Source organism: Dermacoccus barathri (assembly GCF_015070805.1).
In the GTDB taxonomy this organism is placed as follows: domain Bacteria; phylum Actinomycetota; class Actinomycetes; order Actinomycetales; family Dermatophilaceae; genus Dermacoccus; species Dermacoccus abyssi.
In genome coordinates, this window is record NZ_JADCTK010000003.1 from 129,241 (window position 1) to 151,605 (window position 22,365).

Genomic DNA, 22,365 nt, shown 5'->3' on the forward strand with positions numbered 1-22,365 from the left:
TGCGACACCCGTTCACAACGGATCGTCCGGCACGTTCCTGCCGGTGAGCGTCAAAGGAAAACCATGGCAACTGTTACGTACGACCGCGTCTCCCTCACGTACCCGGGCGCCGAGCGCCCCAGCGTCTCCGACCTCAACATCGAGATCGCCGACGGTGAATTCCTCGTCCTCGTCGGCCCCTCGGGCTGCGGTAAGTCGACCTCCCTGCGCATGCTGGCCGGCCTCGAGGAGGTCACGAGCGGCCGCATCCTCATCGACGGCAAGGACGTCACCGCGCTGTCCCCCAAGGACCGCGACGTCGCCATGGTCTTCCAGAACTACGCGCTCTACCCGCACATGAGCGTCGCCGACAACATGGGCTTCGCGCTCAAGATCTCAGGTGTCGACAAGGCCGAGATCCGCAAGCGCGTCGAAGAGGCCGCCCAGATCCTCGACCTCACCCAGTTCCTCGAGCGCAAGCCGAAGGACCTCTCGGGTGGTCAGCGTCAGCGTGTCGCCATGGGCCGCGCCATCGTCCGTCAGCCGCAGGTGTTCCTCATGGACGAGCCGCTGTCGAACCTCGACGCCAAGCTGCGCGTCCAGACGCGTACGCAGATCGCCGACCTGCAGCGCCGCCTCGGCGTCACGACCGTCTATGTCACGCACGACCAGGTCGAGGCCATGACGATGGGTGACCGCGTCGCCGTCCTCAAGGACGGCCTGCTGCAGCAGTGCGACACCCCGCGCAACATGTACGACCGCCCGGCCAACGTCTTCGTCGCCGGCTTCATCGGCTCGCCGGCCATGAACCTCTTCGAGGTGCCCATCAAGGACGGCAAGGTGCTTCTCGGCACGCGCAGCATCCCGATGCCGGCGAGCGCCAACCCAAAGGCCAACCGCGTCACGCTCGGCATTCGACCCGAGGATCTCGCGCCGGCCGACGAAGGGCTCAAGGTCGACGTGGTCATGGTCGAGGAGCTCGGCGCCGACGCATACGTCTACGGCAAGACGCAGGCAGACGGCGAGGAGTACCAGGTCATGGCTCGCGTCGACGGCCGCCGTCCCCCGAAGAAGGGCGACACGATCTTCTTCGCGCCGAAGACCGACCACATCCACCTCTTCGACGTCGAGACGGGCGAGCGCGTCAACGACTGACCCGCACTGCACGAGGTGAGGGGCGCCGCAGCCTGCGGCGCCCCTCACGCGCGTTCGGAGCTCGGCTGGTGGACACGCGGAGCGCGCGGAACCGGCACACCTATGCCAGATGGGAGAATGACGCGGTGGCACTCGACATCAAGGCCTCACGGCCCTACCCGGCGCTGTTCAGTCTGCCGTGGAGCACCCCGCTCGAGGAGTGGCCCGCCGACCGTCTGGCTGCCCTCCCCCGCGGCATCTCGCGTCACATCGTGCGTTTCGCCCGCGTCGACGGCCGCGTGTTGGCCGTCAAGGAGATCAAGAGCGACATCGCGTTGCGCGAGTACAACATGCTCAAGCAGCTGCGCCGCCTGCACCTGCCGTGTGTGGAAGCCATCGCCGTCGTCACCGGCCGAACCGCCCCCGACGGCTCTCCCCTCGACGCCTGCCTGCTCACCCGTCACCTGCAGTTCTCCATGCCCTACCGGGCGATGATCAGCCAGACGCTGCGCCCCGACGCCGCCACACGGCTCATCGACGCCCTCGCCGTGCTGCTCGTCAAGGTGCACCTCGTCGGTTTCTGGTGGGGCGACGTCTCCTTGTCGAACGCCCTCTTCCGCCGCGACGCCGGTGAGTTCGCCGCGTACCTCGTCGACGCCGAGACCGGCGAACTGCGCGATCAGCTCTCCGACGGTCAGCGTGAGCACGACCTCGACATCGCCCGCGTCAACATCGCCGGCGAACTCATGGATCTCCAAGCCGGCGGCATGCTTCCGGAGGACATGGACCCCATCGAGGTGAGCAACACCATCGTCGAGCGCTATCACGAGCTCTGGCGGGCGATCACCGACACCGAACGCTTCGACGCCAGCGAGGCCTGGCGTGTCGAGGAACGCATCCGGGCTCTCAACGAGCTCGGCTTCGACGTCGGTGAACTCGACATCACCACCGACATCGACGGCACGACGATGCAGATCAAACCGCAGATCGTGGAAGCCGGCTACCACTCACGCCGTCTGCGCCACCTCACGGGCCTCGAGGTCGGCGAGAACCAGGCGCGTCGCCTGCTCAACGACCTCGTGAGCTTCACCGCGAGCAAGAACCGTCAGAACGACGACGAGGAGGCCGTCGCCCGCGACTGGCTGGCCACGATCTACGAGCCCGTCACGCGCTCCGTACCGCCCGAGATGCGCGGCAAACTCGAGCCCGCCGAGATCTTCCACGAGGTGCTCGAGCACCGCTGGTACATGTCGGAGCGACAGCGCCACGACGTGACGATCGAACAGGCCGTCGTCGACTACGTGAAGCACATCCTTCCCACGAAGCCGGACGAGAAGAACGTCATCGCGCCCGACACGACACCGATGCAGATGGATCTCAACCCCTGATCCGTGCGTCCTAGCGCGGTACGCCTTCGGCCAACGCCAGCCCGAACGGGCTAGCGTGTGCGCCAGGACATAACGAACCACAAGGGTGGAGGAACAGTGAGTACCAACGATCCGCACGGTCCGGGCGGCCTCGGAGACCAGTTCAACGCCAATGCGCACGGCCAGAACAACGGCGGTCAGTACGGGCAGCAGCCTTACGGCCAGCAGCCGGGACACGACGCGTACGGCCAGCAGGGCAACCAGCACTACGGGCAGCAGCCATACGGCCAGCAGCAGTACGGCCAGCAAGGGCACGACGCGTACGGCCAGGGCGGCCAGCAGTACGGCCAGCCCGCGTACGGCGCGCAGCCTGGCTACGGCCAGCAGCAGTTCGGTGCCATGGCCCAGGCCCCGATGCCCTATGCGCACTGGGGCAAGCGCGTCCTCGCGTACCTCCTCGACACCCTGATCATGATGCCGTTCATCATCATCGCCGCCATTGCGATGGGCACGTCGATGAGCGACCTCGAGACCTCCACCGACGTGTACGGCAACACGACCACCACGGGCAGGCCGAGCACGGGCGCCTTGGCTCTCGGGATGCTGTGCTATCTCGTGGTTTTCGCGTTCTCCATCTGGAACCTTGTGTTCCGTCAGGGCAAGACGGGCCAGAGCCTCGGCAAGAAGTGGACCGGTATCACGCTCCTCTCGGAGCAGACCGGTCAGCCCCTCGGCGCCGGCATGACGTTCGTGCGTGGGCTCGCACACTTCCTGGACTGGCTTCCGTGCTACATCGGCTACCTGTGGCCGCTGTGGGACACCAAGCGTCAGACCTTCGCCGACAAGATCATGAACTCGGTCGTCGTGGAGAAGCCGAACAGCTGATCACATCACGCACGAACGAGGAGCGCCCCGACCGGATCGGTCGGGGCGCTCCTCGTGTTTCGCGTGACGCAGCCGCGCTGTTCGGCGCAGTGTCAGCGCGTCGAGCCCAGCCCGCGGTTCACGGCCACCTGGTACAGCGTGACGCTCGTGGCGATGCCTGCGTTGAGCGACTCGACGGAGGAACTCATCGGCACCGACACGATCTGGTCGCAGGTCTCCGCGACGAGACGCGAGAGGCCCTTGCCCTCGGAACCGACGACGACGACGAGCGGGCGGTCCGCCAGCTCGAGGCCGGGCAGGTCGACGTCACCGTCCATGTCGAGGCCGATGACGAAGAAGCCCGCCTTCTTGAAGTCCTTGAGCGCCGCCGTGAGGTTGCTCGCCTGAGCCACCGGGATGCGCGCAGCTGCACCGGCCGAGGTCTTCCAGGCCGACGCGGTCATGCCGGCGCTGCGTCGCTGCGGAACGACGACGCCGTGGCCACCGAAGGCCGCCGTCGAGCGGACGATGGCACCGAGGTTGCGGGGGTCGGTGATGCCGTCGAGCGCGACGACGAGCGGCGTGCCGGGCAGCTCCGGGTCGATGAGGTCGCCGGGGTGGGCGTAGTCGTACGGCGGCACCTGCAGCGCCAGGCCCTGGTGCACGGCGCCGTCGGTGAGGCGGTCGAGTTCGCCGCGCGGCGTCTCGAGCATCGGCACGCCCTGCTCCGTGGCGATCTTGAGCGTCTCGCGCACACGGTCGTCGGAGTCGATGCGGCTCGCGACGTAGAGCGTCGTCGCGGGCACGCCCACGCGTAGCGCCTCGAGCACCGAGTTGCGCCCGGCGATGACCTCGCTCGAGGTGCGCTCACGGCGGGCCCCGCTCGAACGTCGTCCGTTCGGGGCGCCCTGGGCCGCGCCCGATCGGGCCGCGGACTTGTACGCCTTGTGGTTCGGGCGTTCCTCCGCCTTCGGCGTCGGGCCCTTGCCCTCGAGGCCGCGGCGGCGCTGGCCACCGCTGCCGACCGTCATGCCCTTCTTCGAACTGCCCTTGCGAATCGCGCCTCGGCGCGAGGAGTTGCCTGCCATCAGTTGTCCTTTCCGCCCTGCCGCGCGAGACTCCAGCGCGCGCCGTCAGGGGTGTCCTCGACCACGACGCCGGCGTCGGCCAGCTGGTCGCGGATGGTGTCGGCCGCCTCGAAGTTCTTCGCTGCGCGGGCGGCCTTGCGCTGTTCGACGAGCGCTTCGACGAGGGCGCCCAGGGCGTCCATCGCCTGGTCCTGGCCGCCGGCCGAACGACCCGACCACTGCGGGTCGAGCGGGTTGACGCCGAGCACGTCCGTCATGGCGGCGACCTGCGTGGCGAGTTTCTCGACGCGCTCCACGTCGGCCTCGTCGATGGCGGTGTTGCCCTCGCGGATGGCGTCGAAGCAGGCCGCGAGCGCACCGGAGACGTTGATGTCGTCATCCATGGCCTCGACGAAGGCGCGCGGCAGTTCCACACCGGCGACGTCGTCGCTCGTGAGCACGGCGTCGGCGCCGAGCGCACGACGCAGGAAGCCCTCGATGCGCTCGACCGCAGCCGCAGCCTCGGCGAGCGAGTCCGGCGTGTACTCGATCGTCGAGCGGTAGTGGACGGCGCTGAGGTAGTAGCGCACGACGATGGGCCGCACCGTCTTCGTCAGTTCGCTAACGGCGAGGGTGTTGCCGAGCGACTTGCTCATCTTCTCGCCGGAGAGGGTGACCCAGCCGTTGTGCATCCAGTAGCGCGCGAAGCCGAGGCCCGCAGCGTGCGACTGGGCCTGCTCGTTCTCGTGGTGCGGGAAGCGCAGATCGATACCGCCGCCGTGGATGTCGAACGTGTCGCCGAGCCAGCGTCGCGCCATGGCGGAGCACTCGAGGTGCCAGCCCGGGCGTCCTTCACCCCAGGGCGTGGGCCAGTTCGCGGAGGCGGGTTCGTCGTCCTTGCGCCCCTTCCACAGGGCGAAGTCGCGCTGATCATTCTTGCCACGCGGATCTGCGTCGCCCGCAGCCTCCATGTCGTCGAGGTTCTGACGCGTGAGGGAGCCGTACTCGGGGAAGCTCTTGACGTCGAAGTAGACGTCACCGGAGCCGTCGGACGCCGGGTAGGCGTGGCCTCGCTCGATGAGCATCTCCATGAGCTCGACCATGTCGGTGACGTGCCCGGTGGCACGCGGCTCGTACGTGGGTCGCTTGACGCCGAGGGTGTCGAGCGCGTCGCTCGTCTCGCGTTCGTGCAGGTAGCTCCATGCGAACCACGGCTCGCCCGCCTCGGCGGACTTACGCAGGATCTTGTCGTCAATGTCGGTGACGTTGCGCACCAGCGTGACGTCGTAGCCGTGCCCGCGCGTCAGCCAGTTGCGCAGCACGTCGAACGCGACGGCGAAGCGCAGGTGGCCGATGTGCGGTGAACCCTGCGTGGTGAGGCCGCAGATGTAGATGCCGACCTTGCCGGGGTTCACGGGTTCGAAGTCGCGAAGCTCGCGAGTGGCGGTGTCGAAGATCTGCAGAGTCACAGGCCCGATTCTATCGGCCTCCGCAGGCGTGCTCGCCCGGCCACGTTCTCGCCCCGGATCGACTGCAGGTGGATCCGGGGCGAGAACCCGCAGGAGTGGGTCACTCGTCCTCGAGGCCGACCTCTTCGGCGGCGAGCGTCGTCGAGTCGCCGTGGCCCGTGAGCACGACGGTGTCGCCGGGCAGGGTGAACAGCTTCTCGCGGATCGACGCCACGAGCGTCGGCTTGTCGGAGTAGGAGCGACCGGTCGCCCCCGGCCCGCCCTGGAACAGGGTGTCTCCGGTGAGCACCGCGCCGAGCGCGGGGACGAAGAAGCACACCGCACCCGGAGCGTGTCCCGGCGTGTGAATGACGCGGACGCTCGTGCCGGCCACCGTGAGCTCATCGCCGTCGGCGAGCGCCTCGTCGGGCTGCCAGTCGTACGTCATGTCCCACAGGACGCGATCCTCTGGGTGGAGGAACACGGGTGCCCCCGAGGCTTCGCGGACGTCACCGGCCGCAGTGATGTGGTCGTTGTGGGCGTGCGTGCACCAGATGCCGACGACCGTGCGGCCCGCAACGGCGTCAAGGATCGGGGCTGCGTCGTGGGCCGGGTCGACGACGGCGACCTCCCGGTCATCGCCGATGAGCCAGACGTTGTTGTCGACGTCCCAGCTGCCACCGTCGAGTTCGAAGGTGCCGGACGTGACGACGCGCTGGATGCGCAGGCCGTCCTCGTGTGCGAGAACAGCGGCGCCCTGGTCGGTGAATTCGGCCATCAGAGGGTCACCACCGAACGCAGCACCTTGCCGCCCTTCATCGTGTCGAAGGCCTTCTCGACCTCGTTGAGACCGATCTTCTCGGTGATGAACTCCTCGAGCGGGAAGCGGCCCTGCTTGTAGAGGTCGACGAGCATCGGGAAGTCGCGCTCCGGCAGGCAGTCGCCGTACCAGCTCGACTTGAGCGCACCACCGCGGCCGAAGATCTCGAGCAGCGGCAGCGTGAGCTCCATGTCGGGCGTCGGCACGCCGACGAGGACGACGCGGCCGGCCAGGTCGCGGGCGTAGAACGCCTGCTCGTACGTCTCGGGACGACCGACAGCCTCCACGACGACGTCGGCCCCGAAGCCGCCCGTGAGTTCACGGATCTTCTCGACGGCGTCGTCCTTCTCCGAGTTGATCGTGTGCGTGGCGCCGAACGCCTTGGCGTTGCCGAGCTTCTCGTCGTCGATGTCGACGGCGATGATGGTCGTGGCGCCGGCGGTCTTCGCACCCGCGATAGCCGCGCACCCCACGCCACCGCAGCCGATGACGGCAACGGACTCACCGCGCGTCACCTGGCCGGTGTTGACGGCCGCACCGAAACCGGCCATGACGCCGCAGCCGAGCAGGCCGACCGCCGCGGCGTCGCTCTCCTCGACTTTCGTGCACTGACCGGCCGCGACGAGCGTCTTCTCGATGAACGCACCGATACCGAGCGCCGGCGTCAGTGCGGTGCCGTCCTCGGCGAGCGTCATCTGCTGTGTCGCGTTGGCCGTGTCGAAGCAGTACCAGGGCTGGCCCTTCTTGCAGGCGCGGCACTGGCCGCACACCGCACGCCAGTTGAGGACGACGAAGTCGCCCACCTCGACGTTCGTCACACCCTCGCCGACGGCCTCGACGCGACCGGCCGCCTCGTGCCCGAGGAGGAAGGGGAATTCGTCGTTGATGCCGCCCTCGCGGTAGTGCAGGTCGGTGTGGCAGACACCGCATGCCTCGATCGCGACGACGGCCTCACCCGGGCCGGGGTCGGGAACGACGATGTCGACGACTTCCACTTCGGCGTTCTTGCTACGGGCGATGACGCCCTTGACGGTCTGGGACATACCGGCTCCTCAAGTGTTGTCGGGTCTGATCCCAACCTAGCGAGAAGCGGTGACAACCTCGACCCGCGTCATGCGAGGGACGGTCAGTCGCGCGGGTAGACGAGCGCCGTGGCGACGGCGGCGATGCCCTCGCCGCGGCCGGTGAGGCCGAGGCCGTCACTCGTCGTGCCGCTCACCGACACCGGGGCGCCGCCGATCGCGGCCGACAGAGCGACCTGCGCCTCGTCACGGCGCTTGCCGATCTTCGGACGGTTGCCGATGACCTGAACGGCCGCGTTGCCAATCTCGAAACCGGCCTCCCGCACGAGCCGAGCAGCCTCCTCGAGCAGCGTGACGCCCTTGGCGCCCGCCAGCTCGGGGCGGTCGACGCCGAAGTGCTGCCCGAGATCGCCGATGCCGGCTGCGCTGAAGAGCGCGTCGCACAGGGCGTGAGCGGCTACGTCACCGTCCGAATGACCCTCGATGCCACGCTCACCCGGCCAGCTGAGGCCCGCGAGGGAGAGCTCCCGCTCGTCGTCGGCCAACGGGTGGACGTCGACGCCGATTCCGGTGCGCGGCAGGACGACGGGGGGCTGGCTGGTCATACGGGTTCGGCCTCCGAGGAGTCGGCGAGCAGGTGTTCGGCGACGACGATGTCGAGCGGTGTCGTGACTTTGAGGGCGAAGAGATCACCGTCGACGACGAGCACCTCTCCCCCGGCGCGTTCGATGAGGGCGGCGTCGTCGGTGGCGTCGAGCCCCGATTCGTGCGCGGCCACGAGCACCGAACGACGAAACCCCTGCGGGGTCTGGACGGCACGCAGATCGGCGCGCACCGGCGTCGAGACGACGCGTTCGAGCGCAGGAGCGTCCGCTGCTCCGCCTTCTGCGCTCCTGCCGTCGTCTTCACCGTCGTCCCCGGCGGTCTCCGTGGCCTCGACGACCTTGATCGTGTCGACGACCGGCACCGCCGGAATGACGGCGTCAGCCCCGGCCGCCAGGCCCGCGAGCACGCGCTCGGTGAGCTCCACAGGGGCAAGGCAGCGCGCGGCGTCGTGGACGAGGACAATGTCGCACTCGCGATCGAGCGCCCGCAGGCCGCAACGGACGGAGTCACTGCGTTCCGCGCCGCCGGCCACGATCTCAACGGGAACGTCGCCGTCGGCGAACTCGCTGAGGACGTCGGCGAATTCGTCTTCGTGCGAGGCTGGAACGACGACCACGACATGCGACACTCCGCCCGTCGCCACGAGGCGACGAACGGCGTGCGTCACGAGGGGCGTACCCCCCAAGGTCACGAGCGCTTTGGGCTTTCCGGCTCCCAGACGGGTGCCGAGGCCCGCAGCGACGAGAACTGCTCCGGCGTTCAGGACGCGAGCACCTCGTCGAGGGTGGCTTCCGCCTTGTCCTCGTTCGTGTGCTCGGCGAGGGCCAGCTCGGAGACGAGGATCTGACGGGCCTTGGCGAGCATGCGCTTCTCGCCGGCCGAAAGACCACGATCCTGGTCGCGGCGCCACAGGTCACGCACGACCTCGGCCACCTTGATGACATCGCCGGAAGCGAGCTTCTCGAGGTTGGCCTTGTACCGACGCGACCAGTTGGTGGGCTCTTCGGTGTGCTCTGCACGCAGGACCTCGAACACCTTCTCGAGCCCCTCCTTGTCGACGACGTCCCGGACGCCGACGAGGTCGCAGTTCTCGGCGGGGACCTCGATGGTCAGGTCTCCCTGGGCTACGTTCAGCACGAGGTACTGCTTGTCCTCGCCCTTGATCTTGCGCACCTTGATCTCTTCGATCGTTGCTGCGCCATGGTGCGGGTAAACGACGGTCGCGCCGACTTTGAATTCCATGTGGTATTAGCCCCTTTCGCGACCTCCAGGATACCACGCAGCCGCGCCATTCCGGGGCGTGCGAGGCGGCCGAACCGCACATAGCACACCGAAGCAAGCCCCCCGATCGACCGCCCGAACGGGCGAGGCGCGCGACACGCCGAACATTCGGAAAAGTTTCGTTTTGATCACCGGCACGAGGCCCGGCTCACCACGTCGCTCACGAGGCGATAGTCTTGCGTGCGTGACGCGACGAATTGTGACCTCCAAGCGCCGTAGCGCCGGCGTGATGCTCGCGGCCGTGACGGCCGGTGCCACGCTCACCGGCTGCGGTCAGCTCATCAACCCGTACACCACCGAGCTGCAGTACGACGCCGCCGACGGCGTCTCGGCGCGCGTCGGCGACCTCCAGGCAGCCGACCTGCTCATCGTCAACAACGGCGAGGGTTCCGAGGGCAAGCTCAACGGTCTCGTGTACAACTCGGGTTCGTCCGACAGCCAGCTCACGATCACGGTGAACGGCACCGACACACAGGTGACGATCCCGGCCGGCACGAGCGTCCGCCTCGACGGCAAGAAGAACGGCAACGGCGACAAGACCGTCTCGCCCGTCACCATCTCCTCCCTCGGTGACGCCAAGGTGGGCGACCAGATCCGGGCCACGCTCAAGACGTCCCCCGGTGGTTCCACGCAGGTCGCCATCCCGGTGCTGCTCGACCAGTACCCCTACGGTGACGCCAAGGTGGAGCACCCCGAGGCCGAAACGTCCGGCAACGAATCGCACGGCTCCGGCCACTGACCCTCGCGTCACACACCGTCTTCAACGGCTTCGGCCCTGCACCTCGCTTGAGGTGCAGGGCCGAAGCCGTTGCCGTGAGTGAGGAGGCGATCAGGCCTCGAGCTTGTAGCCCAGACCGCGCACGGTGAGGATGTGGCGCGGCGAACCGGGGTCGGGCTCGATCTTCGCGCGCAGACGCTTGATGTGGACGTCCAGGGTCTTCGTGTCGCCGACGTAGTCGCTGCCCCATACGCGGTCGATGAGCTGCATGCGCGTGAGCACGCGGCCCTCGTTGCGCAGGAGCAGTTCGAGCAGTTCGAACTCCTTGAGCGGCATCGAGATCTGCTCACCACCCACCGTCACGACATGGCGCTCGACGTCCATGACGACGGGACCGGCCTCCAGGCGGTCGGGCTCGAACTCCTCGGGCTCGCTCTGACGGCGCAGCACAGCCTTGATGCGGGCGAGCAGTTCACGCCCCGAGTACGGCTTCGTCACGTAGTCGTCCGCGCCCAGTTCGAGGCCGAGGACCTTGTCGATTTCACTGTCCTTGGCCGTCAACATGATGATCGGCACGCTCGAGCGAGTACGCAGCTGCCGACACACATCGACGCCGGACATGCCGGGCAGCATGACGTCGAGCAGCACGAGGTCGGCGCCGGAGCGTTCGAACTCCTCGAGCCCGTCCGTTCCCGTCGCCGCGACGACGGCGTCGTAGCCTTCCTTCTTCAGCATGTAGGCGAGGGGCTCGGAGTAGGACTCCTCGTCCTCGACGACCAGGATTCGAGTCACAGCTTGTCCTTCGTCTCGGCAGTGCGGCTGGCGGCCGCGCTCACGGGTACACGGGGCGTGTCGGCGAGTTCGGACGTCTCACGCCCGGCCCTCTCGCCGTTGCACGCGGGGATCTGCATCTCGAACGTCGAGCCGACGCCGGGTTCGCTCCACACGCGGATCTGCCCGCCGTGGTTCGCGCACACGTGCTTGACGATGGCCAGGCCGAGGCCGGTTCCGCCGGTCTGGCGCGAGCGGGCCGGGTCGACGCGGTAGAAGCGCTCGAAGATGCGCTCGATCTCGGCGGCCGACAGCCCGACGCCCTGGTCGGTGACCTGAACGGCCACCGCGTCGTCCTCGCTCGACACGGCGACGACGATGCGGGTCTCGTCGCCGGAGTAGTTGACGGCGTTGTTGACGAGGTTGCGGCAGGCCGTCGTCAGGAGGCTTTCGTCGCCGAGCACCAGGTGCGGGCCTTCGTCGGTGCGTACCGACAGGCTGATGCCCCGCCCCTCGGCGAGCAGACGCGTCTCCTCGACAGCGCGATGCGCGCACTCGGCGAGGTCGACGGGCTTGGCCGTGGCGATGGTGTCGGCGCCCTGCAGGCGCGACAGGTCGACGATCTCCTGCACGAGATTCGACAGCCGTACGGTCTCGGTCTTCATGCGGGCCGCGAACCGGGCCACTGCCTCGGAATCGTCGGCGGCGTCCTCGACGGCTTCCGCCAGCAGACGCAGGCCGCCCACCGGAGTCTTGAGCTCGTGGGAGACGTTGACGACGAAGTCGCGGCGAGTCTCCTCGATGCGACGCGCCTGCGTGCGGTCCTCGACGAGCACGACGACGATGTCTGCGTTGAGTGGCGCCACCCGGACCCGCAGGTCGAGCTCGGCACCCTCGATGGGGCCGCGCGCCAGATTGAGGTCGGTCTCGATGACGCGGTTCTCGCGCCGGGAGCGGCGCACGACGTCACGCACCGCGTCGTGACGCAGATCGACGTCACGCACGAGACCGAGCGCGTCGACGTCGTCGCTGTGCGCGGCAACGCGATCCGAGCGGTCGACGAGCATCCAGCCCGAACGCAGGGTGCGCAACAACGCCTCGGCTTCTCCCGACACGGCAGCCGGCTGCGCGGGGGACGTCGGCGTAGCCGCCGGCGTCGCAGACGGCACGCGTTCGCGCACGGAGGAACTCGACGAGCGTCGACCGAACGCGTATCCACCGACGGCCAGGGGGACGCCGACGGCCGCACCGGTGATGAGGTCGAGAATGGCTGGCACACCGCTAGATTACGCACAGGGGCCCCGGGGAGCAGAACCCTCGACGCCTCCCTCCGGGCACGTCGCCCAGTGTTCACCTCGGGGCTTGTCTTCGTTCACCGAATCGTGCGACTCTCGCCCGGAAACACCCCCATGCTGGGCATTGCCATGCCCTGAATCCGCCCCGCCCGGGCCCAGTCCAAGGAGGACGAGTGCGCGACGCATTCCACGAGGACCTCGACAAGATCTCCGATCAGCTCGTCGACATGACGAAGCTGGTCGGCACCGCCCTCGAGCGCGCCACCGCCGCTCTTCTCGAAGGTGACCGCACGATCGCCGAGAGCGTCATCGCGGCCGACGACGACATCGACGCCCTGCGTCGTGAGGTCGACGACCTCGCCGTCGACCTGCTGGCACGCCAGCAGCCGGTGGCCACCGACCTGCGCATGGTCGTCACGGCCATGCACATGAGCTCCGACATCGAGCGCATGGGCGACCTCGCCCGTCACATCGCGAAGGTCGCGCGCATGTCGGCGCCCAACGTCGCCGTGCCCGAGAACCTGCGCCCGATCATCGCCGACATGGCTCGCGTGGGCGAGAAGCTCGTCCAGGCGACGGGTGACGCGATCGGTTCGAAGGACGTCTACGCCGCGGTCGAGATCGGCCGCATCGACGACGAGATGGACGAGCTGCACAAGAAGGTCTTCACGACGCTGCTCGGCGACTGGGAGCACGGCATGGAGGCCGGCGTGAACGCCACCCTCCTGTCGCGCTACTACGAGCGTTACGGCGACCACGCCGTGGCCGTGGCCGACCGCATCGTCTACCTCGTGACCGGCCGCTACGGCAACCCGGACGAGGGCCTCACCCGCTGACGCCTCGCCGCACACCGCTGACGGCCCGCTTCCCCGGAGGGAGGCGGGCCGTCAGCGCGTCAGGCGGCTGTTCGCATCTGGTGCACTTATGGCCATCTGGCGGCGATATGTCGCGGCCGGATGAACAGAAGCGCACCAGCTACGGCCAGCGGGGTGTGACGACGGCACCCCCCCCCTTCACGCGAAGGGGCGGGCGCCGTCCGGTGATGAAGCGCTCGGGCGATCAGGCCTTGCCCTGATTCGCCACGGCGGCTGCGGCGGCCTCGGCGGCTGCCGGGTCGAGGTAACGACCACCTTTGGTGACGGGCGTGAGGTTCTCGTCGAGCTCGTAGTACAGCGGCATGCCTGTAGGGATGTTGACGCCCACGATGTCGTCGTCGCTGATGCCGTCGAGGTGCTTCACCATGGCGCGCAGCGAGTTGCCGTGTGCGGCCACGAGCACCGTCTTGCCGTCCTTGAGGTCGGGCACGATGGCGCTCTCCCAGTAGGGCAGGAAGCGCTCGATGACGTCCTTGAGGCACTCGGTCAGCGGCGCGGCGTCACCGAGGTCGGCGTAGCGCGGGTCGGCGTCCTGGCTCCACTCGCTGCCCTTCTCGATGGGCGGCGGCGGGGTGTCGAACGAACGACGCCACGTCATGAACTGCTCTTCGCCGTAGGCCTCGAGGGTTTCCTTCTTGTTCTTGCCCTGGAGGGCGCCGTAGTGACGCTCGTTGAGGCGCCAGTCTCGCTTGACCGGGATCCAGTGACGGTCGGCGGCGTCGAGCGAGAGGTTCGCCGTCATGATGGCGCGTCGCAGCAACGAGGTGTGCACGACGTCGGGCAGGAGGTCGGCTTCCTTGAGCAGTTCGCCGCCGCGCACGGCCTCGGCGCGGCCCTTGTCGGTGAGCGGCACGTCGACCCAGCCGGTGAAGAGGTTCTTCGCGTTCCAGTCGGACTCGCCGTGGCGGAGCAGAATCAGCTTGTACGTCATGGCGTCAGCCTAACGTCCGAGCCGCCGGCGTCCGGGGTTCAGTCGTTCTCCAGAAGGTGGCGGAAGGCCTCGAGGTTGCGCGTCGACTCGCCGTGCGTCGTGCGCCAGCGCCATTCCTTCTTCATCGACGTGAGGAAGCCGCGCGAGAGCACCTCGTTGAAGATGCCGTCGCTCGCTTCGAGCATGACGCCGAGCAGCCGGTCGAGGGCCTCACCGTCGAGGCCCGCGAGCGGCAGGCGGCCGGTGAGGTAGACGTCGCCCGCACCGTCGATGCCGTAGGCGACCCCCGGGATTCGCAGGTTGCGCTGCAGCAGGAGGCGGTAGACCTCCTCGTGGTTCTCGTCGGGGTTGCGCACGACGAACGCCATCGCCTTGAGCGTGCGATCCCCCACGACGAGCGACGTCACCGTCTTGAGCTTCTTCTCCCCCGGCAGCGTGACGACGAACTCGCCGTTCGACGCTCCGAGCTCCCATTCCAGCTCGGAGGCCTCCAGCCACTCCCGAACCGTCACTTCCGCTGCCTGAACGAGGTCGTCGGTGCTCATAACTCCAACCTACGCGGGCGGGCGGGGGTCAGGGAACGATGGCGCTGGGGACGCCCGCGAGCGCGCGCGAGGCGTCGATGTCCGTACTCGCGTCGTCGTGGCAGGCGTTCGCGTAGATGTCGAGCAGACGATCGACGCTGACGTCCCAGCCGTACTGACGAGCGTGGGCGACGGCGCGCTCGCCGAGTTCCGCGCGGCGGGCGTCGTCGTCGAGCAACGACCCGAGGGCCTTCGCCCAGTCGAGCGGATCGTGGCCCTCGACGAGCACTCCCCCGTCGCCGACGGCTGTGGGCAACCCGCCCACAGCGGCGGCGACGACGGGCGTGCCCGAAGCCGACGCCTCGATCGCGACGAGCCCGAAGGACTCGCTGTGCGACGGCACCGCAACGACGTCGGCCGCGTGGAACCACCGAACGAGCGCGCTGCGGTCGACGGGCGGCACGAAGTCGACGACGTCCTTGACGCCGAGGTCGCGGGCCAAGGTCTGTAGCGCGAGCGGCTTGTCGAGGCCGGAACCCGACGGGCCACCGACGACGACGAGTCGGAGCCGCGAGCGCCGCTCCGGCTGCTCGGCCACGAGTTCGGCCACCGCACGCACGAGCACGTCAGGGGCCTTGAGCGGCTGGATGCGCCCGACGAACAGCACGACCTGCGCGTCCGGCTCGACACCGAGGTGAGCGCGTGCCTGGCGGCGACCGGCGCCGTCGGTCGGTGAGAAGGCGTCGAGGTCGACGCCGGGCGTGACGACCTCGACCTTCGACGAGTCGGCGCCGTAGAGCTCGATGAGTTCGCGCGCTTCAGCCGGCGTGTTGGCGACGAGCTTCGTCGCCGCGGTGACGACCTGCTCCTCGCCGATCTCGCGCCCGGCGGGCTCGGGGGTGTCACCTTCGGCGAGTTGGGCGTTCTTGACGCGCGCCATCGTGTGCATCGTGTGGATGAGCGGCACACGCCAGCGGTCGGCGGCGAGCCAACCCACCTGGCCCGAGAGCCAGTAGTGCGAGTGCACGAGGTCGTAGTGCCCCTCCGGCTTCGACGCCCCGACGCGCATCATGCCTGCGGCGAACGCACAGAGCTGGCCCGGCAGGTCGTCCTTGCCGAGGCCCTCGTACGGCCCGGCCGCGATGTGGTGGACGGTGACGCCCGGCACGAGCTGCACCTGCTCGCCGAGGGCTGCGCTCGTGCGGCGCGTGAAGATGTCGACTTCGACGCCGCGTTCGGCCAACCGCTTCGCCGTCTCGACGACGTAAACGTTGAGACCGCCGGCGTCGCCCGTTCCGGGCTGGGACAACGGGGAGGTGTGGACGCTCACCATGGCCACGTGCCGCACGGGACCGCTGCAGTCGCGGGCCGCGGGAGCGCTACCGAAGGGCTTGGTGCGAGATTCGTCCACGAACGGTCGAACGATACGTTGGGGCCGTGCATTCCCGACCTGTTGGCGCCGTGACGCGGGGGACGACGAACCCCAATCGTCTGCGCCGCCAGGACCGCTGGTTGACCGGCCCGCAGGCCTGGCGCCTGCGCCGGATGGACGATCCGCCGATCGTCGTCGACCTCGGATACGGCGCCTCCCCCGTAACGGCCGTCGAACTGCACGACCGACTGCGGCGAGTGCGTCCGGACGTGCGGACGGTCGGCATCGAGATCGAGGCCTCACGCGTCGCGCAGGGGCGTGAGCTGCTCGCGCACAACCCCGGTCTCGCAGGCCTGTCGTTCCGTCGCGGCGGTTTCGAGATACCCCTCGACGCCGGCCGCAGCGCGACGATCGTGCGCGCCGCGAACGTCCTGCGTCAGTACGACGAGTCCGAGGTGGCCGGCGCGTGGGAGCGGATCTGCTCGCGCCTGGCCCCGCACGGCCTCCTCCTCGACGGCACCTGCGACGAGCTCGGGCGGCTCTCCACGTGGGTGGCCGTCACCCCCGACGGCCCGGTGAGTTTCACGATTTCGCTGCGTTTGGCAGGCCTCGGCGACCCCATGGACGTCGCACCGCGGCTCGTGAAGTCGCTCATCCACCGCAACGTGCCGGGCGAACCGGTGCATGCCTACCTCGCAGCGCTCTCTCGCGCGTGGACGATCAATGCACCGCTCGCTCCTCACGGCGCGCGCCAGCGCTTCGTGGCGAGCGCCCGGGCTCTCAAGGACGACGGCTGGCCACTGCTCGACGGCCCGACGCGATGGCGTCTGGGTGAGATCACGGTCGACTGGTCGGCTGTCGCGCCCCGCGCCTGACGGGGACGTGCGTCAGATGTCGACGCTCGCGACGAACAGCCGCGAGCCGGGTACGCCGGTGACGACGGCGTCGGGGTCCGAGGCCGACGACCACACACATTCGAGACGCTCCAGACGGATGGCTTCGTCACCGCAGCGCACCGTGACCGGTGCGTCGAGCGCGAGCATGACGGCGGGAGCGCCGCCGATCGGCAGCGCCGTCGGTGTTTCGTTCGGCCGTACCTCGAACAGCTCGAAATGGGGCGCTGCTGTGGGGTGATGCAGCGTCGACCCATCTCCGTCTCCCAGGCGCCGCGGCTCCTGGGCTTCGACCGGCGTCCTGACATCGACGATCGTGAGCAGTTCCTCGACGTTCGTCTCCTTGGGCGTGAGCCCACCGCGCACGACGTTGTCGGAGTTGGCCAGCACCTCGATCGTCGTACCGTGCACGAACGAGTGGAGAACCCCCGCTCCGATGAAGTAACTGCGCCCGGGCGTCATGACGAGGTGGCGCATCGTGAGCAGAACAACGACGCCCACGTCACCTGGGAACTGCTCGTGCACGTCGAGCACGGTGCTCAGTGCCCGCGCTGTCGCTTCGTCGGCCGAACCTGCGTCGACGAGCGCCCGGACGGCGGCCACGACAGCAGCCACGAACTCGGCCCGGTCATCGGCAGGAACGTGGAGCAGGGCCGCCAACAACGCGTGCGCCGGATCAGCCGCGCCCCTCGCCTGATCCACGAGATCGGTGAGCGCGGGCACGTCGAGGCCGACAAGGAGCGCGCTCGCTTCGTCGAACGGCAACGAGCCGGCGAAGGCTTCGCACTCGGTGAGCGGTACCCACGCCTCCGGTTTGGCCCAGGAGTCACCGTAGACACCCTCGGGGGCCGACGCCGCCCGCGCTGCGTCGGGATGTGCCTGGATGGAGAGCGCCCTGTCGGCGGCGAGGATCTTGAGCAGGAACGGCAGACGCCGCCCGAAGGCGTCGAGCGACCCTGTGCCGAGGTGGCGTTCGTCGTCCCCGGCGATGTGTTCGTCGAGACCGCAGAAGTGCCCGTCGCCGAGGTCGACACGGGCCGGGCCGGCTTCGTGGGCGCCGACCCAGAGCTCAGCCTCGGGCGTGGCACTCGGCTGTTCGCGCCCGGCAAGCTGCGCCAGGGCGACGTGCGAGCCCCAGGCGTAGTCCTTGATCACGGGTTGGATGCGGTGCAACGCTCTTCCTCGACCTTCTTCCCGGCCACCCGGTCGGGCAACTCGGAACCGAGTCTAGTTCTGATGGTCGTCAGAGAGGAATGCGCCGACGACCTGGCGCACGCGACTGCGGTGGCCCCACAGCAGCCCGTTCTCGTCGAACACCTCGAGCCGGGCGTTCGGCAGATACTCCACGAGGCGCTCCGCCGACGAGACGGGATGGACGGTGTCGCCCTCCTGCGCGAGCACGAGTACGGGGAGCGTGAGATCGCGCAAGCGCTCGACATCGGGTACCGGCACGGCGTGGGGCAGGTCGCGCAGCGCCTCAGCCATCCCGGGGCCGAGGAAGACCTCGGTCTGCTGCTCGACCCATGCCCGCGCCGCGTCGTCGCCGCGCACGGCCTCGGGTAGCTCGGCTTCGAGTTGAGCGCGAATCGGGCCGGCGTCACCGCGCGCCGACGCCTCGGCCATGGCGCTGTACCGTTCGAGCCCCTCGCTGTTGCGAGGCGAGTCGATGACGGCCGGAATGACGAGGACGACGCGCTCGAACCGGCTCGGGTCGCGTTGCAGGATGCGCAGGATCGACCCGGCACCCATCGAGACGCCCAACGCGCGCGTGGCTCCGTAGGCGTCGGCGACGGCGAGCAGCTCGTCAGCCGTGTGGTCGTAGTCCCAGCCGTCGAACGCGGGCGCCGAGCGACCGTGCGAGCGAAAGTGGAAGAAGACGCGCGTGCCGTCGACGCCCGACGCGTAGGGCCGCGTCGAGGGAATCGAGGCTCCCATACCGTGCGCGAACACAGTGACGGGTTCGCCTCGCCCTGCCCTGACGACCTCGAGAGCCCCCGACGGGCCGTCGATGAACTCAGCTGCCAAAGCTGGTCACCACGGCCCGTAGGGGCCGCTCGAGTTGCCCTTGCCGGGCCGCACGAGCGGGCGGACGTCGGCCAGGAAAACGCCCGCGGCGACGACGCCGATGATGCCGAGCAGACTGACCGGACGCCCGAGTGAGGTGAAGCCGAGCAGCGCGGCGACACCGGTGATGGCGACCCACGCGGGCTTCGTCAGCTTGCCGTGCGCCTGGAAGAGGTCGGCTCGCCCGCGCAACGCCTCGACGAAGGCCCAGACCTCGACGCCCAACAGGATGACGCTGAGGATGAGCATCGCGCCCATCTGGAGCTCGAACAGGGAATCCATGCCCTCACTGTAGAGGCGCTGCCCGACAACCCGCTGAGGGCGCCCACCGCGAGGTCAGCGGCGCTCTGCCTGATGCGGGTTGACGAAGAACAGGACGGCCACGACACCGACCGCGACGACGGCCGCGGGAAGATAGAGCGACTCGCCCATCGCACGGGAGAAGGGCTCCGCAGCCACGGCGGGGACGCGAGCGCCGCCCCCCGCTTCACCCGCGGGCATCGAGTAGCCCCCGAGGTGGGACGCCAATCGCGATTCCATGAGGGCTGCAATGGCGGCCGAACCGAGCACCGCACCGAGCTGGCGCGTCGCGTTGAAGACTCCGGAGCCTGCACCCGCTCGCGCGGGCGGGAGGGTCCGCGTGGCCGTCACGGAGATCGGCGCCCACATGAAGGCGTTGGCCAGACCGAGCACGAGGGCCGGGGCGACGAGCTGCCACCACGGGGTGTCGGAGTGGAGAGCGAGGCCGTACCAGACGATGCCCACCGCGAAGCACGTGAGCCCGAAGCCCGCGATGAGGCGCGGGTGCATCCGGTTGACGAGGCGACCAGCAACGGGTGCCAGCCCGAGCGTCAGCACCGCCGTCGGAGCCATGAGGAGGGCCGCTTGAGTCGGCGTCCAGCCGCGTACGCTCTGGGCCCACACCATGATCGGGAAGTTCATCGCCGTGATGGCGAGGCCGACGCCGAAGATCGCGACGTTGGCGAGCGAGAAGTTGCGGAACGTGAAGAGCACGAGCGGAATGAGCGGCTCCGCACGCGTGAGACGCTGCCACACGACGAAGGCGACGAGGACGGCGATACCCGCCACGATGAGCAGCGGCACCGAGATGACACCCGTGATCGTGCCCCAGTCGTAGCGGTTACCCTCCTGCAGGCCGAAAACGAGCAGGAACATGCCGATGCCGGAAAGCAGCACACCGATCCAGTCGAACGTGTGCGTGTGGACCGGCAGACTCGGCACGAGCTTGAGTGCCATCACGAAGGCGATGATGCCGACCGGAATGTTGATGAAGAAGATCCACTCCCAGCCGACGTGGTCGATGAGCACACCGCCGAGGATGGGGCCGACGAGCGTCGCGACACCGGCCACCGAGCCCCACAGACCCATCGCCGTACCGCGGGTCTCGCCGGGGAAGATGCGCGTGATGACGGCCATCGTCTGAGGGGACATGGCCGCAGCGCCAAGGCCCTGCAGAACGCGGGCCGCGATGAGCCCCTCGATGGACCCGGTGAGGCCACACCACAACGAGGCGAGCGTGAACACCGCGAGACCGACGAGATAGACGTTCTTCGGCCCGTACCGGTCACCGAGACGCCCCGAGACGAGCAGTGGCACCGCGTAGGCGAGCAGGTACGCGCTCGTCACCCAGACCACCGCACCGAGATCGGCGTGCAGACCGTTCATGATGGCCGGCGTACCCACGGCGACGATCGTCGTGTCGAGCAGGATCATGAAGAACCCCAGGCACAGGGCCCACAGGGCCGGCCAGGGGTTGTCGAGGGTCGTGTTCTCGCGTCGCGGGGTCGCGGGCGTCGTCGTCTCAGACGTCGATGATGACCGTGAAAGGTCCGTCATTAGTCAGTGCCACCTTCATATCGGCGCCGAAACGCCCGGTTTCCACCGCGATTCCCGAAGCGACGAGAGCGTCGGCGAGAGCATCAACGAGTGGTTCGGCGACGTCACCCGGGGCCGCCTGGCCCCACGACGGTCGTCGCCCTTTGCGCACGTCGCCGTACAGCGTGAACTGGCTGACAACGAGAACGCCGGTGCTCTCGCCGCGTTCTGTGAGGTCGCTCACGGAGACCTCGCCCGGCATGATCCGCAGCCCGGCGATCTTGCGCGCCATGGCCTCGACCTGAGCGTCACCGTCGTCGTGGGTGACGCCGACGAGGGCCACGAGACCGGGCCCGGGCAGGGCTCCGACGACCTCACCGTCGACCGTCACCGACGCCTCGAGAGCGCGCTGGACCACGGCCCTCATTCGGCGCCCGCTCCGGGCACCAAGAGGCGACCGGTGGTCGGCTCGCCCAAGGCTTCGGTGACCCCGCCGACGCGCTTGCCGTGACCGAGGATGTCGGCCTTGGCCAACTCGTCGAGCGCAGGCGAATCGATGCCCATGCGACGAAGAACCGCGGCCGCCACGACGGGCCGGGCGCGCTGAGCGCCGTCGGCGATCTTCACGGCGACCCCACGACCGTCGGGCAGGCCGATGGCATAGCAGGCCTCAGCGCCGTCCTTGGCGATGAGCCCGGGCACGCCGGAGACGAGGGTGGACACGTCACGTCGCGAGCCGCCGAGGAAGGCCGGAGCGTTGCGGATGGCTCGGGCAACCCGCCACTCGTGCGTGCCCTCGGGGGCAGCAGCAAGACGACCGAAGGCCCGCGCCAGGCCCGCCATCGAAAGCGACATCACCGGGGCGCCGCACCCGTCGACGCCCATGGCTGCCACCTCGTCATCGGCGATCTCGGCGAGGGCCTCGGCCATGAGCTGCTGAACCGGGTGGTTGGGATCGCGGTACGTCGTGGTGTCCCAGCCGTTGATCGTGCACGTCGCGAGCATGCCCGCGTGCTTGCCCGAACAGTTCTGGGCGATCGGGACGGGCTCATGCCCCTCTCGGGTCCACCGCTTGCGGTCGACCTCGTCGTAGGGCAGGTCGGGGGTGTTCTGCAGGTCGGCCTCGCTCAGGCCGTGACGCTCCAGGATCGCGCGCACACCGTGGATGTGGAACTGCTCACCGGAGTGGCTCGAACACACGAGGGCGAGAAGTTCGTCGGGTAGGTCGAGCCCGGCGCGCACCATCGCGAGCGCCTGCAACGGCTTGTTCGAGGAGCGCGGAAAAATCACCGCGTCGCTCGGTCCCCACGCCGCTTCGACGCCCCCGTCAGAACCCGTGACGGTGACGAGGCCGTGGTGCACGGATTCGACGAAGCCCGACCGGTCGACCCGTGCGAGCACGGGCGCCGAGGCGAGGGCGGCGGAGACAGTCTGCGCATCAAGAGGGTTCACACCTCCAGCCTAGGGGCGGACACCGACAACCGGCAGCCCGGCGGAG

At 68.8% G+C, this 22,365-nt stretch carries 24 protein-coding genes; 6 read left to right on the forward strand and 18 right to left on the reverse strand.

Annotation, left to right across the window (positions count from 1 at the left end):
• The first annotated feature begins 63 nt into the window (after nt 1-63).
• The 3 genes from IM689_RS06270 (at nt 64) to IM689_RS15020 (ending at nt 3,365) form a co-directional block, all read left to right on the forward strand.
• The gene (locus IM689_RS06270; RefSeq protein ID WP_193643336.1) at nt 64-1,134 is read left to right on the forward strand and encodes an ABC transporter ATP-binding protein; all 1,071 of its coding nucleotides are present in this window, start codon (nt 64-66) and stop codon (nt 1,132-1,134) included.
• A gap of 125 nt (nt 1,135-1,259) precedes the next feature.
• Nucleotides 1,260-2,501, forward strand: coding sequence for a DUF4032 domain-containing protein (locus tag IM689_RS06275; RefSeq protein WP_129665577.1), 1,242 nt, complete (start codon nt 1,260-1,262; stop codon nt 2,499-2,501).
• Between the two features lie 96 nt (nt 2,502-2,597).
• Nucleotides 2,598-3,365 carry an RDD family protein gene (locus tag IM689_RS15020; protein WP_193643337.1) on the forward strand — a complete coding sequence of 256 codons (768 nt, stop codon included), beginning with the start codon at nt 2,598-2,600 and terminating at the stop codon, nt 3,363-3,365.
• Between the two features lie 92 nt (nt 3,366-3,457).
• Here the strand turns inward: IM689_RS15020 and rlmB are convergent, their stop codons facing one another.
• From rlmB to IM689_RS06315, 7 genes are all read right to left on the reverse strand, one after another.
• On the reverse strand, nt 3,458-4,432 hold the full coding sequence (gene rlmB / locus IM689_RS06285; protein WP_047312322.1) for a 23S rRNA (guanosine(2251)-2'-O)-methyltransferase RlmB: 975 nt from the start codon (nt 4,430-4,432) through the stop codon (nt 3,458-3,460).
• Nucleotides 4,432-5,880 (reverse strand): cysteine--tRNA ligase, encoded by a 1,449-nt coding sequence (gene cysS, locus IM689_RS06290; protein ID WP_193643338.1) that lies wholly within the window; start codon nt 5,878-5,880, stop codon nt 4,432-4,434. Before cysS ends, rlmB begins: the two co-directional genes overlap by 1 nt.
• A gap of 100 nt (nt 5,881-5,980) precedes the next feature.
• Nucleotides 5,981-6,637, reverse strand: a complete 657-nt coding sequence (locus tag IM689_RS06295; protein ID WP_193643339.1) for an MBL fold metallo-hydrolase — start codon at nt 6,635-6,637, stop codon at nt 5,981-5,983.
• A complete protein-coding gene (locus IM689_RS06300; protein WP_193643340.1) occupies nt 6,637-7,722 on the reverse strand; it encodes an S-(hydroxymethyl)mycothiol dehydrogenase in 1,086 nt (361 codons plus the stop codon). The genes IM689_RS06295 and IM689_RS06300 overlap by 1 nt, the downstream gene beginning before the upstream one ends.
• 83 nt (nt 7,723-7,805) lie before the next feature.
• Complete coding sequence (gene ispF, locus IM689_RS06305; RefSeq protein ID WP_193643341.1) at nt 7,806-8,306, reverse strand: 2-C-methyl-D-erythritol 2,4-cyclodiphosphate synthase; 501 nt, start codon at nt 8,304-8,306, stop codon at nt 7,806-7,808.
• Complete coding sequence (locus IM689_RS06310; RefSeq protein ID WP_193643589.1) at nt 8,303-9,070, reverse strand: IspD/TarI family cytidylyltransferase; 768 nt, start codon at nt 9,068-9,070, stop codon at nt 8,303-8,305. Before IM689_RS06310 ends, ispF begins: the two co-directional genes overlap by 4 nt.
• Nucleotides 9,067-9,549, reverse strand: a complete 483-nt coding sequence (locus tag IM689_RS06315) for a CarD family transcriptional regulator (RefSeq protein ID WP_047312327.1) — start codon at nt 9,547-9,549, stop codon at nt 9,067-9,069. The genes IM689_RS06310 and IM689_RS06315 overlap by 4 nt, the downstream gene beginning before the upstream one ends.
• Before the next feature lie 223 nt (nt 9,550-9,772).
• Between IM689_RS06315 and IM689_RS06320 the strand changes: the two genes are divergently transcribed.
• Nucleotides 9,773-10,327, forward strand: a complete 555-nt coding sequence (locus IM689_RS06320) for a hypothetical protein (RefSeq protein ID WP_193643342.1) — start codon at nt 9,773-9,775, stop codon at nt 10,325-10,327.
• Between the two features lie 90 nt (nt 10,328-10,417).
• On the opposite strand, the gene IM689_RS06325 is transcribed toward IM689_RS06320, so the two are convergent.
• Both IM689_RS06325 and IM689_RS06330 read right to left on the reverse strand, forming a co-directional pair.
• Complete coding sequence (locus IM689_RS06325) at nt 10,418-11,098, reverse strand: response regulator transcription factor (RefSeq protein WP_193643343.1); 681 nt, start codon at nt 11,096-11,098, stop codon at nt 10,418-10,420.
• Nucleotides 11,095-12,354 (reverse strand): sensor histidine kinase, encoded by a 1,260-nt coding sequence (locus IM689_RS06330; protein WP_319803821.1) that lies wholly within the window; start codon nt 12,352-12,354, stop codon nt 11,095-11,097. Before IM689_RS06330 ends, IM689_RS06325 begins: the two co-directional genes overlap by 4 nt.
• A gap of 191 nt (nt 12,355-12,545) precedes the next feature.
• Between IM689_RS06330 and phoU the strand changes: the two genes are divergently transcribed.
• The gene (gene phoU / locus IM689_RS06335; RefSeq protein ID WP_193643344.1) at nt 12,546-13,208 is read left to right on the forward strand and encodes a phosphate signaling complex protein PhoU; all 663 of its coding nucleotides are present in this window, start codon (nt 12,546-12,548) and stop codon (nt 13,206-13,208) included.
• 223 nt (nt 13,209-13,431) lie between these two features.
• Here phoU and IM689_RS06340 read toward each other — a convergent pair whose 3' ends face one another.
• The 3 genes from IM689_RS06340 to mshA are packed head-to-tail and all read right to left on the reverse strand — an operon-like array spanning nt 13,432 to nt 16,035.
• Complete coding sequence (locus IM689_RS06340; protein WP_047312331.1) at nt 13,432-14,178, reverse strand: phosphoglyceromutase; 747 nt, start codon at nt 14,176-14,178, stop codon at nt 13,432-13,434.
• Nucleotides 14,179-14,216: 38 nt separating this feature from the next.
• Nucleotides 14,217-14,723: a type III secretion system chaperone family protein gene (locus IM689_RS06345; RefSeq protein ID WP_193643345.1), complete on the reverse strand. Its 507-nt coding sequence runs from the start codon at nt 14,721-14,723 to the stop codon at nt 14,217-14,219.
• Between the two features lie 28 nt (nt 14,724-14,751).
• Nucleotides 14,752-16,035: a D-inositol-3-phosphate glycosyltransferase gene (gene mshA, locus IM689_RS06350; RefSeq protein WP_193643591.1), complete on the reverse strand. Its 1,284-nt coding sequence runs from the start codon at nt 16,033-16,035 to the stop codon at nt 14,752-14,754.
• 104 nt (nt 16,036-16,139) lie between these two features.
• Between mshA and IM689_RS06355 the strand changes: the two genes are divergently transcribed.
• Nucleotides 16,140-16,949: a class I SAM-dependent methyltransferase gene (locus IM689_RS06355; protein WP_193643346.1), complete on the forward strand. Its 810-nt coding sequence runs from the start codon at nt 16,140-16,142 to the stop codon at nt 16,947-16,949.
• Between the two features lie 12 nt (nt 16,950-16,961).
• On the opposite strand, the gene manA is transcribed toward IM689_RS06355, so the two are convergent.
• Genes manA through IM689_RS06385 form a run of 6 tightly spaced genes read right to left on the reverse strand, consistent with a single transcriptional unit; the run spans nt 16,962 to nt 22,319 of the window.
• On the reverse strand, nt 16,962-18,140 hold the full coding sequence (gene manA, locus IM689_RS06360; protein WP_227484567.1) for a mannose-6-phosphate isomerase, class I: 1,179 nt from the start codon (nt 18,138-18,140) through the stop codon (nt 16,962-16,964).
• A 54-nt stretch (nt 18,141-18,194) separates the two neighbouring features.
• Entirely contained in the window at nt 18,195-18,992 is a 798-nt protein-coding gene (locus IM689_RS06365; protein WP_227484568.1) for an alpha/beta fold hydrolase, read from the reverse strand.
• A gap of 6 nt (nt 18,993-18,998) precedes the next feature.
• The gene (locus tag IM689_RS06370; RefSeq protein WP_193643348.1) at nt 18,999-19,313 is read right to left on the reverse strand and encodes a DUF2516 family protein; all 315 of its coding nucleotides are present in this window, start codon (nt 19,311-19,313) and stop codon (nt 18,999-19,001) included.
• 54 nt (nt 19,314-19,367) lie between these two features.
• On the reverse strand, nt 19,368-20,888 hold the full coding sequence (locus IM689_RS06375) for a DHA2 family efflux MFS transporter permease subunit (protein WP_193643349.1): 1,521 nt from the start codon (nt 20,886-20,888) through the stop codon (nt 19,368-19,370).
• Nucleotides 20,854-21,294 carry a D-aminoacyl-tRNA deacylase gene (gene dtd, locus IM689_RS06380; RefSeq protein WP_193643350.1) on the reverse strand — a complete coding sequence of 147 codons (441 nt, stop codon included), beginning with the start codon at nt 21,292-21,294 and terminating at the stop codon, nt 20,854-20,856. The genes IM689_RS06375 and dtd overlap by 35 nt, the downstream gene beginning before the upstream one ends.
• The gene (locus IM689_RS06385) at nt 21,291-22,319 is read right to left on the reverse strand and encodes an asparaginase (RefSeq protein WP_193643351.1); all 1,029 of its coding nucleotides are present in this window, start codon (nt 22,317-22,319) and stop codon (nt 21,291-21,293) included. The genes dtd and IM689_RS06385 overlap by 4 nt, the downstream gene beginning before the upstream one ends.
• Between the last annotated feature and the right edge of the window lie 46 nt (nt 22,320-22,365).

Coding starts and splice junctions, on each gene's coding strand:
- IM689_RS06270 (WP_193643336.1), top strand. CDS start 64: ATGGCAACTGTTACGTACGACCGCGTCTCCCTCACGTACCCGGGCGCC.
- rlmB (WP_047312322.1), bottom strand. CDS start 4,432: ATGGCAGGCAACTCCTCGCGCCGAGGCGCGATTCGCAAGGGCAGTTCG.
- IM689_RS06295 (WP_193643339.1), bottom strand. CDS start 6,637: ATGGCCGAATTCACCGACCAGGGCGCCGCTGTTCTCGCACACGAGGAC.
- IM689_RS06300 (WP_193643340.1), bottom strand. CDS start 7,722: ATGTCCCAGACCGTCAAGGGCGTCATCGCCCGTAGCAAGAACGCCGAA.
- ispF (WP_193643341.1), bottom strand. CDS start 8,306: ATGACCAGCCAGCCCCCCGTCGTCCTGCCGCGCACCGGAATCGGCGTC.
- IM689_RS06315 (WP_047312327.1), bottom strand. CDS start 9,549: ATGGAATTCAAAGTCGGCGCGACCGTCGTTTACCCGCACCATGGCGCA.
- IM689_RS06340 (WP_047312331.1), bottom strand. CDS start 14,178: ATGACGTACAAGCTGATTCTGCTCCGCCACGGCGAGTCCGACTGGAAC.
- IM689_RS06345 (WP_193643345.1), bottom strand. CDS start 14,723: ATGAGCACCGACGACCTCGTTCAGGCAGCGGAAGTGACGGTTCGGGAG.
- mshA (WP_193643591.1), bottom strand. CDS start 16,035: ATGGTGAGCGTCCACACCTCCCCGTTGTCCCAGCCCGGAACGGGCGAC.
- IM689_RS06370 (WP_193643348.1), bottom strand. CDS start 19,313: ATGGATTCCCTGTTCGAGCTCCAGATGGGCGCGATGCTCATCCTCAGC.
- IM689_RS06375 (WP_193643349.1), bottom strand. CDS start 20,888: ATGACGGACCTTTCACGGTCATCATCGACGTCTGAGACGACGACGCCC.
- dtd (WP_193643350.1), bottom strand. CDS start 21,294: ATGAGGGCCGTGGTCCAGCGCGCTCTCGAGGCGTCGGTGACGGTCGAC.